Here is a 12,687-nt window from a genome sequence, read left to right as displayed (position 1 = left end):
CATATAAAACTGGTGGAAAAAACATTGACAAAAATAAGCATGAATCATTTAACATGCTTTAAAATCAATTAATTACAAAAACCCTCAAGCTTAGTCTAGCTTTTTACAAAACTAATATTTAATTGTTCTAATATGAAACAATAATGATAAAAAATACCGAACATCACCACAGATACTTAAATAATAATAAACAAAAAAATAACCGTCTTATAAATAAGCCACCAGATAAAAATAAAACTCAGTTTTACGACAACCTTATCTGTATTTTTGAAGTAACAGCACTAGGCTATCTATGGTTCTTGCAGGCTTATAGTTTAAATATGGAAAAAGTGAATTCATTGAGAACTCACTTGCGAAATAATAATGACGTTCTTTTGGGATATTACTTTATCTAAATAATAATCTGTTTTTTACTCCCAGCCACTAATAATGATACCAGCGCCAACAAGCACAACGAAAGCCCCAACCCAGTCAGTTACCAAAAGTGCGACCCCATCGACAACTTTTAGCCATACTAACGCTGTGACAATATATATCCCACCGTAAGATGCATAAATTCGGCCACTGGCTTCTGGATGTAATGTCAATAACCAGACAAATAGCATCAAACTTAAGGCTGTAGGGATTAATAGCCAAGGCCCTCCCTGTTTTTTCATCCAGAGATAAGGGAAATAACAGCCTGCAATTTCAGCTAGTGCAGTGATAAAAAACAAACCAATAATTTTTATCGACATAAGACCCCATTCAAAATTAGCGCTACTGATTTCCCTTCTATAATAGCAACTGACTGTATGAAAAAAACACATGCTTTTATGAGGATTTAACTAACATTAATGAGATTCGTCTCGCGATAGGTAATACAAAGAACACCGTTGGAAAGGCAATCATCCAAGAAATCCCCCAAGAGCTAACCCAAGATGGGAAAACTTCCGAAGTAAAACCTAGCGCTCTAACAGTACTAATAAGGGAAACGATCCCACTCATTACAAGGGATAAAAAGAAAGGAACTAGAAAGATCATCGCACGAGCAGGTAATTTGGGAATACCTAATACATAATTACGACTTTGATTTGGCATAAAAAACTCCAAGGTTACTGGCACACATAAGCATATAACTATTCGTGTGACCAAAAGTTATATGCGTTGGTTAACGTAAACGCTTACGAGTCTAATGACCAATCTCCGCTATTTTATAAGCAGCAAAAATTTTGTCAATTTAGCCCATCCCCTAAAAAGCATTTTACCCACTAGACTTGCACCATAGAACCAATTATTATACACCGTATAATTAATCAATGGGGAACAAATATGATTACGGGGCATGTATTTATTGCCACTAGTTTAGATGGCTACATCGCACGTAAAGATGGGCAAATAGATTGGCTTGGGTGCATTGATACTTCTAATGAGGATCATGGCTATGACCAATTTATCAATCAAATAGATGCGATTGTGATGGGAAGCGGCACCTTCGAAACACTAAGTCATATCACACCTTGGGTGTACAATCTTCCGGTTGTCGTACTTTCTTCTACATTAACCAACCAAGCCGTGCCTGAACATTTAGTGGGGAAAGTTCGTTTTAGTGATCAATCCCCTGAAAATGTGATGAAAATGCTGGAATTAGAAGGATGCCAACACGTCTATATCGATGGAGGGCAAGTGGTTCAATCATTTTTAAAAAGGGGTATGATTAGCGACCTAATTATAACTAAACTCCCCATTCTACTTGGGAGCGGGCGCCCATTATTTGGAGACCTCAATCACGATATTTTACTCAACCACCTGCATACACGCAGTTTCCCTTCCGGCTTTGTGCAATCTAAATATGAGGTTTTAAAGTGAAAGATAAAAAGCCTGGCCGCCCGCCAGCTAACCAGCAAACTATCTCTTTAGAGTTGATAGTGACTAAAGCTATTGAAATGTTAGATGATAATAAGGTTGATAACCTATCTATGCGCATGCTGGCCAAAAAGATAAACGTCAACCCGATGGCGCTCTATCATTACTTTTCAGATAAAGATGCCTTAATACAAGCTATTGCCAATAGGCTTTATCAAGATATTCAATTGCCTGACTTGCCTGACCTTTACCAACAAATCGAGTCGCTATTACTGCATTACAGGCAAAAAGTGACCCTTTATCCGCAAATCACCTTAGCTATTTTCAGTTCCCCAAATGCTTTTCCAGAACAAGCCAAAAGGATCACCGAAATACTCACCCAACAATTAATGAAACTTGGTTTATCTCAAATAGAAGCAACGAAATGGGGGCATATCCTAATAGATTATACTCATGGAGAAGCGCTATCAGTATCCCCTAAAAATCAAGCTCCCTCATTCACACCTGAAGCCATCCACACTGCTGAACTTAGTTACAGTGAGACTATTAAAATGTTACTTTTCAAGATAAATAGCAAATAATAGTGCTCCTAGGCAATTTTACTCATCAATTTCACATCTAACAGTTCGACCCTATCTTTTACCTGGCTAATGAACTCGTTAAAGTGCGGTGTATTATTATGCTTATCAACGGCTTTTTGACTCTGCCATACCTCAAAGAAAACAAATGTATTAGAGTTGTCATGAAGCTGATGCAATTCATATTGAAGGCAACCTTCTTCCTGATGGCTCGACTTAACAATTGACTCTGCCGCGGCTCTAACATAAGCAACTTCGTTTTCTTTTGCTATTACCGTTGCAATGATCCTAACTTCAGACATAAAACCACCCTATCATGAATGATAAAGTAATTAATTTATCACATAATTTCATTATTTATTCTTAAAGATAAACAATTACAAATAAAACAAAATTATATTTTATTTTATTACGGAATTTGCGTAACCTTAAAACATAACGTGATAATAGACTTAATCACGTTATATAGAATCAAAGTATAAATAAATTTAATATTAAAATAATTAAACTTCGTTCAATACTGTATTTATAAACGCCATGCGGTGTTCATTTCCTCCCTGGGTTACATAGTCACAATTCATCCATTTACTATTTTTTAAACCTACCGCTGTCATACAATGAAAAATAGCATCACTAACAGGGTCTCCCTCTTTAATAATAAATTTTGTAGCTTCTTCTGATGTCGTGACAACAGTAGTTTTGGGGATGTCTAGCAAAGGTAATAATTTTTTCTGCTGTTCGTTATAATACCAAGCAAAACCGTTAAGCATTACTTTATCAAAAAAGCCTTTTAAAATTGCAGGCATTCCCATCCACCAAACAGGAAATATGACAATAACTTGTGAGCTATTTTTCAACATTTCTTGGTATTTTCCAACTAAAGGATCAATATAGTTACCGGTGGAATAAAGTGCGAGCTCTTCTTCTGCTAACACAGGGTTAAACTTATCTCTATGCAGGTCAATTACCTGATAATCTTTCTTTTTTTCGGTTAACCCTTTGGTTATATTATCAAGTAAAAACTGGCAGAAGCTCCCTTTCCAAGGGTGTGCATATATAATTGTCACCATAAAATCTATCCTTTTATTAAAATATCAATATCTAATTTTTTATTATAACTTACTGTTAATTGGCTAAAATGACTAAGCTCAAATATATTATCTAGAATATTTAAATGTTTTTACAGTTGAAAATAATCGGTGTAGCATAACTAGACATACAGTATTCACTGGGGGTTTCATAATGAATGCGATTCAATTAGAAATTACGCCTCAAGAAACCAATCTCTCTTTTCTATCCAATAAAATTACCTTACCTATTGGTAGCGACAGTATTAATGGGTTTAAATTTCAACACTCACCAATAACACCTTATGAAGCAGAAATAGCCATTGAATTAATTGAAAACACGGTCATTCCCGCTAGAAAGCAACTCTTTATAAATAACCCTGTTCTGATTAATAGAGATAATAAACTAAAGGCCATTTGGCAACACACTGGTAATACAGAATATTTTTTAACTACCCAGCAGATTGAAAGTGCATTTAACGAGTTGGTTAATGTCATCAATGGTAGCCCTATTAACTCAACAACTTTACCAACAGACACCTCGTTTACTGCTTTCTTAATCATTATAAGGGAGCTGACACATCACTGGGAATTAGATGGCATTTACCTTAAATAAAAAAGGCGGTAAATATCATTTCTATTTACCCCCTTAATCATCTTTTGATAAATAGTTTATCAAACACTTATTTTTTCGTTGCAAGAATAATACTTGATGCTTTAATAATAGCAGTCACAGGGCTATTAACCATTAACCCCATCTCAGAGGTACTATTGTTTGTCACCACCGCAGATAACAAAGTACCTGCTTTTGTTCTTAAATTGACCACTGAATTCACACTGCCCTTTTCAATAGACTCGACAATGCCATTAAATTGGTTACGAGCAGAGAAATTATATTCATTCTCATCAGAAACAAGGACTACCCAAGGCGCTTTAATAACCGCAATTACAGGTTTCCCTTTTTCTAGACCTAGCTGTGCGGTACTATTTTTAGTAATAACCGCAGTAATGCTTTCCCCACTCGCTAAATCCAAAATAATTTCATCATTGACAGCACCAACACCAATGGATGCAACAACACCTGAAAGTTGGTTTCTTGCCGAAATAGTCATTATATATCCCCTATGAAATGGCTGCTTTATACTCTATTCAATCTGTATGTTAATACAAATTAAACAATCATGTTCATGCCTTAATCACACTTAACCATTAACAACAGGGTCATTTTTATCATATTCAGGGGAGGAATCATGGTCATCATGCTGAGGTCGATTTTTTATTTCTATATATTTTTTTTCACAATCGGTTAAAAATTGCAGCGAATCCGTTTTCCCTGTTTTCTGGTCAATTAAAAATAAACTAATTGTTTTTTGTTTTGGGGAGAAGATCTCAATAATTTTCCCGCTATCGTGGTAATAATCACCTTTATTAACAATGACTTTAAAATCTTTAACGGTCTTTATTTGCTGTTGTTGTTGGCTTTTTTCCAGTTTATAGCCTGCATATTCACCGGCTTCAAAATCACGAATATTGAATGCGCCATTGTAAGAAAACACTTTAACTGTCGGAGCCGCAGTCGGAAAAGCAAAAAAACCATTTCTATCTCTAGAAATCTGATTAATCGATTGGTCAATATTACATTCGTAAACTAACGTTGAATTAGAAGTCTGACAGCCTGATAACACAACTAAAGCCGTGAGCAAAATTCCTACTCTTTTCATATCATCCCTTATCTCTTCAATGTGTATAATTTAGCTCAGTATAAACATTGTTATCCTTAAGCTAAACATTCATATTGTAAGAATATACTGCTGAGATAAATCAAGCTCACTTTAATAGACAATTATTCAATTGTTCAGCTGTATGACCAAATTATCAGATCCTAACATTTCAAGCGTTCCAATTTAAAAGGGATTCCACCTTTCGGCTAAGAACCTACCGACACATGCTTAGCGGGTTCTGCCCTCTTGGCCAATTGATTACGGATTACCCAGTAAATAAAGTACAATCAAGTTGCTGTTGTTTTAATCAATAATTCAATAAATTTACTGAATTATTGAATTATTGAATTATTGAATTATTGATTAAAACAAAGCTCACATTCCAAATCCTGCGCGACAAGAGGTAATTATGAAAAACGGGGAGGAGCCCGCCCAGAAGTAGTGGGTGAGCACCTTATTTCATACGATGAAATTTAAAGGATTGCCTGCTCACCCAAATTAATTTTATAACTGCGCCATCGAAATGGTGATACTGGCGCTCCATGCACCCTGGCTCCCCGCGGGTACGACTAGGCTATCTGGCTTAAGGGCCATTCCGTAAATAAGGGCATAGGAAATAGTCTCTCTCGTACTAGTCCCAATCCCCAGTCCTGTTGTACACCTAGATGAAATATATCGTCCAGCCCATGTCGATGCCTGCATTGTCGTCCAAGGCTGTGGTGAATCAGCTAAAGCACTTTGTAAACCGTCATTTATCATCGTGCTTAAAACAGGTGCACTTTGCCTCCCCGTTATGTTGATGGTGGGGATGCCAGTGGTACCTAGAGGACTGTCCATCTGCAAAATGTCATTAGGCAAGAAGCAGGATGACTGACCAGGAATATATTCGCTCAAAGGGAGTGGGGCTGCTGCTGTAGAAATCGAAAGGGTATCCGTGCCAGTTGTCGTATTATGCGTATTGTACACAACTACACGTGCGTGGTCAGCTGATAAGGTCAACGTTCCTGTACCTGAATCTACCGTTGCTGGCAGTTCGATGGTTGCAAACCCCGTCGTAGGATCTACCGTCGGAACGATAACATTGCCGCCAGTTAGCAGGGCGACTTCCACTGGTACGTGTAAACCTGATTGAAGGACACCTGATTGCGCTACTGGAAGTTCAACTGACATCGGTAAATAAGCCATGGCTGCGCGCGCCCATACATTCGCAGATAAATCATACACATCATTACCCGAAGATGCTGTTGTATCCGCATCAGTTGGGTTTAAATTGAGATTTTCCCCACGGGGGTAGTCATACACGGAAAATACCCAGTTCGGATTATTTTGCGTAAAAGCCCCGAATAATGTTACCTCACCTACATCTGCCGGTGCGGTCGCTGCCACCGCAGTGCCTACCATTCCCATCGCAATCGCTATGGTCGATAATTTAATCAACATTCTCATCTTTTGTTTCTCCAAAATGACTTAGTTATAGGCAACTTGCACGGTGAATACACTCTTCCACATCGTCGGCGTGATAGCGTCTGTGAAACTTAATTCGCCTGCTGTGATACCTGAAGCATAACCCGCGATAACAGGGTTAGCTGAGTCTTGTCCATTATCTAAATATGAGCCATTGAGCTCTGTGTTAACATAGGTCGTACCAGTCGCCCCCGTAACATCGCCCAATTTCGTTTCTAATTTCGTTAACGCAGCATTATAAATTATCGGCACTGCTGTATCTGGTGATGCGATTTGGTTCGGCATCGGTTGGACTGTCAGAGTGCCTCCCGCAGGTGCGCCATTGGATGCCAACAATACTGGAGTGATGGTCAGCTTCAACGTGCCTTTAGTACCGTCATTTGCCTCTGCTTCCAGAGGAAGTGTGACCAAACCGCCCGTCGTCGTTGTGGTCACTGTTGCACCACCTTGCACATAACTAATGAGTGGGCTTAGGTTATTGAAAGGGATGCCTGGTGTGGTCGCATCCATGTACCCCTCCAGTAAATGAAGAGGGTTTTTGTGATTTTCCAATATGTCCCACGTATTCACGCCAGACGCATTTGTTGCAGCGCCTTGCTCTAAGTCAATACGGGTAATTAATGTTGGTAAAACCCAGTGCCACTCCGGCAATGCACCAATAATTACGCCACCAAATTTAATGTCATGATTAATCGAGCCTGAGCTCATCTCGTCCGCATTCGCGGCCCCCCCGAACAATGTCGTGGTCAGTGCTACACTAAGTAGCCCTAAACGATATAATTTCATAATTTTCTTCCTATAGGTTAAAAAATCAATTTATTGCTTGGCTCCTACCCGAAAGCAAACAGCCTGTTGACTTACTTCTCATTAGCGCTACCAGGAAGCCGATCCGTCTCACCCGGTGTCGGTAATACTTCAACTATTCGGATATCCGTCCGAATATCTCCACGATATACTGTTGGTACCATCAGACGGGGTAGGCCCCCAGTGTTAACCTTGACGTCACGAGCCGGTTTCCCCCAAGTTAACGTAACACCACGGTTATCCGCGTGCGTGGTTACGGGTACGACTTTCCCATCAATGCTCACCTGTAACGGTAACTGCCATTGCCCCAAGGTACGCGGATCATTCACCAGCTCAGCGGGGTGTTGCACCCAAACAATGTCATTCTCCCCCCGGCTTGAGCCAGAGACTAAATCGGCGCGCTCAATTAGCACCTGTGTAATGCTCGGCTGCGTTTCCTCAACGTCATAGCGAAACAAGGGGCGTCCCGATAAAGTAGGATTCAGCTCAGTCAACACACCACGCTGCATCACACTGCCATTAATCACCCCCAGCGTTTCGATGTTTTCCTCCACTGCACTCATAACCACCGAACTGAACATGAGAGACAACAACGCCCCCATCCATCCGCATCGACAAAATAGGTCTAGCTTTCGAAAATAGTCCATATAGCGCTCCTTTTGTTCTTCTGTGAGCGTTACGGGGTAGTCGAATTGGTGACTGGCCCAGTGCCTTTTATCTCATGAGTGCCCGCATACCCTAAGTCATCCAGTGCCACCACACTTTTCGCCATACTACCTACAGGCAATGTCACGGTTTCACCCGGTGCAAACATTGCTAGTTGTTTATGGGTCATGTCATCCAACGCCACTGGCACTTCTTTCGCATCTAACACATCTGCAATCGCAAAAATGTACGGAGTGGTATTCATTAATACCGGCTTACCGCCTTTGCTTATGAGCGACAAACCTGTTTCTGCATTTTTACGTCCCTCTACCAGATTGGCTGGTCGATACAATAGTTTGACTTTAGTCCGTAGGGCTACCGATAATCCGCCTTCTTTATTAACAGGTGGAATTTCTTGTAAATTCACCCAGTAAATCGATTCTTTATCTTCTGGCATCTCATCCAGCGCTTTAATCACACGCAGCACTTGTTTACCATCACCTGTGATTTTAAAAAATGGGGGCGTCACCACGAATGTTGGGCGAGTATCCGTTTCTTTGATATTCTCAATCCAAGTCTGCCCGCCGTAGGTTTTCTTCTCTGCATTTTTCACCACGATGGAGATAGCGTCTTTATTACCCTCAAAAATGTAACGCGTCTTGTCCATAGACAAAGCGGCCATCGAGGAGGCAGACATCGTCAATGAAAGCACTGCTAATAAACCCGTAAAGAGAGGTGTCAATTTCATAATGTGGTTACCCTTACTTTTAGAATGTTCTTTGTGTAAATATCAACGCATACGATCGGCTGACCGATTGAGAGCTATCGAACGCCCCTTCACGTTACAACGCCTCGCACGTCACTTCCTGTAAAACGGCAGATTCACTTAAAGCCTCTTCTGGTACCTGACAATCAGGGAACACAATGGTCCCTAGCGCATCTACACTGTTAATCAGCAGTACGCCATGCGCACCGACAAACCCCAGTGGTACGCCACTTTCTGACGTTGCCCAAAGCCCTGGTGACATCAATTCACCATCGACACGCCGCACTTGCAGTAGATAACGTTTAATTGTCACCGACTCAAAGGGGACGTATGTCACTGATGTTCCGGTTGGTTTGATTTTTTGGCTGGTGATGCTCAGTTCGGTATTTGCAGGTAACGTACTTGCATCCAACGTTAACGTATTGGTGCGATAGCTGTTCATTGGTACGATCAAATTACCATTGCGGTCAGTTTCATCTAGGCGCCCCATTAAACTGACGCCAGAAGCGTCTTTCACATTCACGACAGCCACTGTGTCAGAGATATTTTTACCGAAAATAACACTGTTATTGGCGGGTAAATACATCATCGACCCCGACAGTGAACCTGACCCCGTCGTGCCATAGTCAGTTCGGCTCATTTGGCCATTCAATTGGGCTAATGAACCGCTATAGGCGCTCCATAAGTTCGTTTGGCGACTCATCGAGCTGTCACTGCCCCAACTTTCGCTGGCTGAGACAGACCAACGGTCAGTTAGATTAGTTGAAGCCCCCGCAGAATAGCTGTTCCCTGTATTTTTCCCCGTCGACATCGATGCAAACGTATTGACGTTATTCCCAAACACCGAGAATGGAATAGATACTGACGTTGAAATACTGTATTGATCATCACGAGCAGTTTTGTAATAAGAAGCGGAGACCGATAAGTTGACCGCGCTCAAGCGGGTTGAAAAACTGCTATTTAGCCCTCTTTGTGACCCATCTTGGTTCCAATACCAACGTTCCCATCCCCCCACTGAAAAACTACTGCCTTGCCAAAGAGGCTGGCTAATACCAATGTTAAGATCTCTTTTTAATCGTTGACGCTCAGACAAACGGTCATACTCTAAATCGTTATATTCACCCAACGTATCGTACGACTGGCTCATTTGATTGGTCGTCAATCGAATCGACGTTCCCATATCAAAGGTTTTAGCGTAAGTTAACGTACTCTTTTGGCCTTGACGGTTCCCCCCACTGTAGCGTGATTGAGTACCCGATAAACCAGCTGAAACAGAGCCAATTCCCCATAGCGGAGTCGTAATGCTGCCCGTTACTCCAGTAAACTTATTGGCAACCAACGCCACTGTCCGCAACGAAAGATCACCAAAACCGTACCCATAATTAAATGCGGCAATGCCACCGGAAGGGGTTCCTTTAGCGTTATTGTTATCAGTCACCCCGAATGATACAGAGTACTCATGCTCCCCAGGAGAAAGCTGACCATTAATCAACGTAATGGGGAAAATTTGCTGCGTTTGTGAACCATCATTTTCCGTAACGGTCATAACCACATCGCCTCCGGTGAGTACCGTTACATCATTAATTTCAAACGGCCCTGGTGGCACCAACTCGCTGTACAACGTGGTATTGCCTTGTCGCAAGGTTACCCGCGCGGTACTAGTGGCAACCCCACTAAATACTGGCGTATACCCTGACATCTGCCGACGCATAGTATTATTACTACTCAGCGTCATGCCATAGGTCGATAAGCCACCTAAATCACCACTACTCACGGATGTTTTGCCTATCACGATATCTGACTGAAGCTCTAATAACGCCTTGGAGACGGTAAACATCGCTACGGATGAGTCATCTTGGCTTAATGAAGCACTACCCCGCGCCACCCACTCATCGATATTGGCCAGCAAGGAGGTTGAGCCGTAATAATTCACCCCATCACGGTACTTATTCGCATTGAGGTTGTAATTAAGTCGTAATGCATTATTGCCAAAGCCCCAATCCAGTGAGGTATCTTCCTTAGTCAACCCTGCTTGCGGGATTGTTAGTGTCAAAGTTTGTGATGCTGCATCAAAACTGACTTCGGTATTAGCTTGTTCACCAAGAGCATAACAACCCGAGTTTTCCTCGGAACCCGTCCGAAACGTTTGGATAAAAAAACCCGGCCGCAAATACACCTCAACACTCGCCAACCACGCAGGTGTAAAGCATAATTGGTGTTTCTCCTCAGGGGTCACGGTTAACAGCCTCTTCCCCTTCCCGAACCCATTAATACTCACATCGACGAAATAGCGCCCTGGATAATATTGCGCATTCGGGTCTAAGAAATCAGCGGATTTCGCGGTGTCTCCGCCTTGCAAAAAACTCCAATTAAGCTCATCATTCGCCCACCCCGCATGCGGCAAAAAAAATGCCACAGCCAACGCCATCCCCAAAGAAGAAAAACGCTGACAGGGCAAACGCGTGGGGATTAAAGAAATTTCCCCACAAGAGAAAGGCAATAGCACGTTCGTTTGAATGTTCATTATTACCCCATTATTGATAAACAAGGGTTAATGTGAGTGTGCCAGTAAACTTACCTGGCTTTGCCTCATCTGCATTAACGAGACTGGCTAGAAAATCAAACTGCCCACGCGCTGCAAATTCCACCGGATACTGTACTTCTCGGTGACTTTGCGTAATAAAACCAGGCCCATCCACTGCCGTAAAACGCGCCTCAGGATTGGTAGGTGTGACACGAACGCGAAGTGGCGAGACGCTGCCGTCATCGTACCGAGTAACCACCCCCTGTTCATCCAGCTGATGGTTACTTAAATCACCAAACGTGATGGTGGCAAAAACATTCGTTCGCGCATACACCTCGAAAGCGCTGCACCCAATGTCCCCCCCATCATATTCACTTAACATTAAAGAAAAGGTTTCAACAGGCGTCTCACGCAACCTGGGGTTTATCACCCCAAAATCAATCATCCCCGTTATGCCACGCTGCCCATTTGCCACGATAGAACCTTGACAACTGGAGGCCACAACAGTGGCGGTGATACGTGTCGTGGTTTCAGCCAACACAACTGTGGGCAGTAATAATCCCCCTGTTAGCATTAAAAAACGGTAAGTCGTTAACATGTTCCCTTCCCTTTAAGCGTTATGCTGTTATGCCGTCGAGCCTATCAACCATTATTCGCTGAGATGCGTTGCTATGTGAATTTAGTGTTGCTGTGTGTATTTAACGCCCTGATTGAATACACAACTAAGACACCATAATGGCGCCTCAGTGGTGGTGATATTTTTTTACTTTTAATTAAAACCGTACAATAAGATAGAAATAGAAAAGGATATTCTCGGGGTTTTCCCTTCCTATTTTATTATCAAAAAAATGAATTTTTGACGCCTCTGTTATTTTTAATCTAATTACCGATAAAAATTAAAAATTCAGGTTTGTTTTTTTAGCAACTAAACTACAAGAGTCCCCCATTACTAAACACCTACCTTCTTAACTCTTAATCCTTTCCTAGGTATTTCAAAATAAAAGTTATCACGAGTTACCTGGAATAAAACAGAGTTCCAATTGAAATTAAGTGAAATTAAAAAATAAAGTTATGTTCGGTTTTTTCTTATTGTTATGGATTAATTGCCATCAGTCAGCCCAATTCACAACCTTAATACGTTGAGTTAATTCTATTTTAAAAACAGACTCATTATTTGATATAACTCGTATGTATCAATACATTTATACAAAAGCAATCACAATATGAGTCACCAGATAACCCCATTTTAAAACTTAGTAAGTATCGCTATTTTCTT

At 41.3% G+C, this 12,687-nt stretch carries 15 protein-coding genes; 3 read left to right on the top strand and 12 right to left on the bottom strand.

The features are described 5' to 3' along the window. Nucleotides 1-410: 410 nt before the first annotated feature. Both ACHB7C_RS00510 and ACHB7C_RS00505 read right to left on the bottom strand, forming a co-directional pair. Nucleotides 411-734 (bottom strand): YnfA family protein, encoded by a 324-nt coding sequence (locus ACHB7C_RS00510; RefSeq protein WP_131680692.1) that lies wholly within the window; start codon nt 732-734, stop codon nt 411-413. 76 nt (nt 735-810) lie between these two features. Beyond that, nucleotides 811-1,077, bottom strand: coding sequence for a DUF2798 domain-containing protein (locus ACHB7C_RS00505; protein ID WP_042848005.1), 267 nt, complete (start codon nt 1,075-1,077; stop codon nt 811-813). 231 nt (nt 1,078-1,308) lie between these two features. Between ACHB7C_RS00505 and ACHB7C_RS00500 the strand changes: the two genes are divergently transcribed. Next, complete coding sequence (locus tag ACHB7C_RS00500) at nt 1,309-1,845, top strand: dihydrofolate reductase family protein (protein ID WP_042848007.1); 537 nt, start codon at nt 1,309-1,311, stop codon at nt 1,843-1,845. Continuing rightward, on the top strand, nt 1,842-2,423 hold the full coding sequence (locus ACHB7C_RS00495) for a TetR/AcrR family transcriptional regulator (RefSeq protein ID WP_052219432.1): 582 nt from the start codon (nt 1,842-1,844) through the stop codon (nt 2,421-2,423). The genes ACHB7C_RS00500 and ACHB7C_RS00495 overlap by 4 nt, the downstream gene beginning before the upstream one ends. Before the next feature lie 8 nt (nt 2,424-2,431). Here the strand turns inward: ACHB7C_RS00495 and ACHB7C_RS00490 are convergent, their stop codons facing one another. After that, nucleotides 2,432-2,722, bottom strand: a complete 291-nt coding sequence (locus ACHB7C_RS00490; protein WP_042848009.1) for a putative quinol monooxygenase — start codon at nt 2,720-2,722, stop codon at nt 2,432-2,434. 201 nt (nt 2,723-2,923) lie between these two features. Then, nucleotides 2,924-3,490, bottom strand: a complete 567-nt coding sequence (locus ACHB7C_RS00485; RefSeq protein WP_198861284.1) for an NAD(P)H-dependent oxidoreductase — start codon at nt 3,488-3,490, stop codon at nt 2,924-2,926. A gap of 172 nt (nt 3,491-3,662) precedes the next feature. Between ACHB7C_RS00485 and ACHB7C_RS00480 the strand changes: the two genes are divergently transcribed. Further along, nucleotides 3,663-4,103 carry a hypothetical protein gene (locus ACHB7C_RS00480; RefSeq protein ID WP_247606725.1) on the top strand — a complete coding sequence of 147 codons (441 nt, stop codon included), beginning with the start codon at nt 3,663-3,665 and terminating at the stop codon, nt 4,101-4,103. Nucleotides 4,104-4,170: 67 nt separating this feature from the next. On the opposite strand, the gene ACHB7C_RS00475 is transcribed toward ACHB7C_RS00480, so the two are convergent. The 8 genes from ACHB7C_RS00475 to ACHB7C_RS00440 form a co-directional block, all read right to left on the bottom strand. Then, a complete protein-coding gene (locus tag ACHB7C_RS00475) occupies nt 4,171-4,599 on the bottom strand; it encodes a molybdopterin-binding protein (RefSeq protein ID WP_131680695.1) in 429 nt (142 codons plus the stop codon). Between the two features lie 90 nt (nt 4,600-4,689). Next, the gene (locus tag ACHB7C_RS00470) at nt 4,690-5,208 is read right to left on the bottom strand and encodes a hypothetical protein (protein WP_048606642.1); all 519 of its coding nucleotides are present in this window, start codon (nt 5,206-5,208) and stop codon (nt 4,690-4,692) included. A gap of 504 nt (nt 5,209-5,712) precedes the next feature. Then, nucleotides 5,713-6,654 (bottom strand): hypothetical protein, encoded by a 942-nt coding sequence (locus ACHB7C_RS00465; RefSeq protein ID WP_198861283.1) that lies wholly within the window; start codon nt 6,652-6,654, stop codon nt 5,713-5,715. Nucleotides 6,655-6,675: 21 nt separating this feature from the next. Beyond that, nucleotides 6,676-7,458 carry a hypothetical protein gene (locus ACHB7C_RS00460; protein ID WP_210831776.1) on the bottom strand — a complete coding sequence of 261 codons (783 nt, stop codon included), beginning with the start codon at nt 7,456-7,458 and terminating at the stop codon, nt 6,676-6,678. A 71-nt stretch (nt 7,459-7,529) separates the two neighbouring features. Further along, complete coding sequence (locus ACHB7C_RS00455) at nt 7,530-8,123, bottom strand: DUF5462 family protein (protein WP_198861281.1); 594 nt, start codon at nt 8,121-8,123, stop codon at nt 7,530-7,532. Nucleotides 8,124-8,152: 29 nt separating this feature from the next. Further along, complete coding sequence (locus tag ACHB7C_RS00450; RefSeq protein WP_198861280.1) at nt 8,153-8,869, bottom strand: fimbria/pilus periplasmic chaperone; 717 nt, start codon at nt 8,867-8,869, stop codon at nt 8,153-8,155. A 94-nt stretch (nt 8,870-8,963) separates the two neighbouring features. Then, on the bottom strand, nt 8,964-11,411 hold the full coding sequence (locus ACHB7C_RS00445) for a fimbria/pilus outer membrane usher protein (protein WP_395346117.1): 2,448 nt from the start codon (nt 11,409-11,411) through the stop codon (nt 8,964-8,966). Nucleotides 11,412-11,421: 10 nt separating this feature from the next. After that, nucleotides 11,422-12,009 carry a hypothetical protein gene (locus tag ACHB7C_RS00440; protein ID WP_198861278.1) on the bottom strand — a complete coding sequence of 196 codons (588 nt, stop codon included), beginning with the start codon at nt 12,007-12,009 and terminating at the stop codon, nt 11,422-11,424. Nucleotides 12,010-12,687: the final 678 nt, after the last annotated feature.

The organism is Providencia sp. 2024EL-00732, assembly GCF_044006275.1.
Taxonomy (GTDB): domain Bacteria; phylum Pseudomonadota; class Gammaproteobacteria; order Enterobacterales; family Enterobacteriaceae; genus Providencia; species Providencia huashanensis.
Note: the sequence above shows the minus strand (reverse complement) of the source record. Positions and strands in the feature narration are given on the sequence as shown.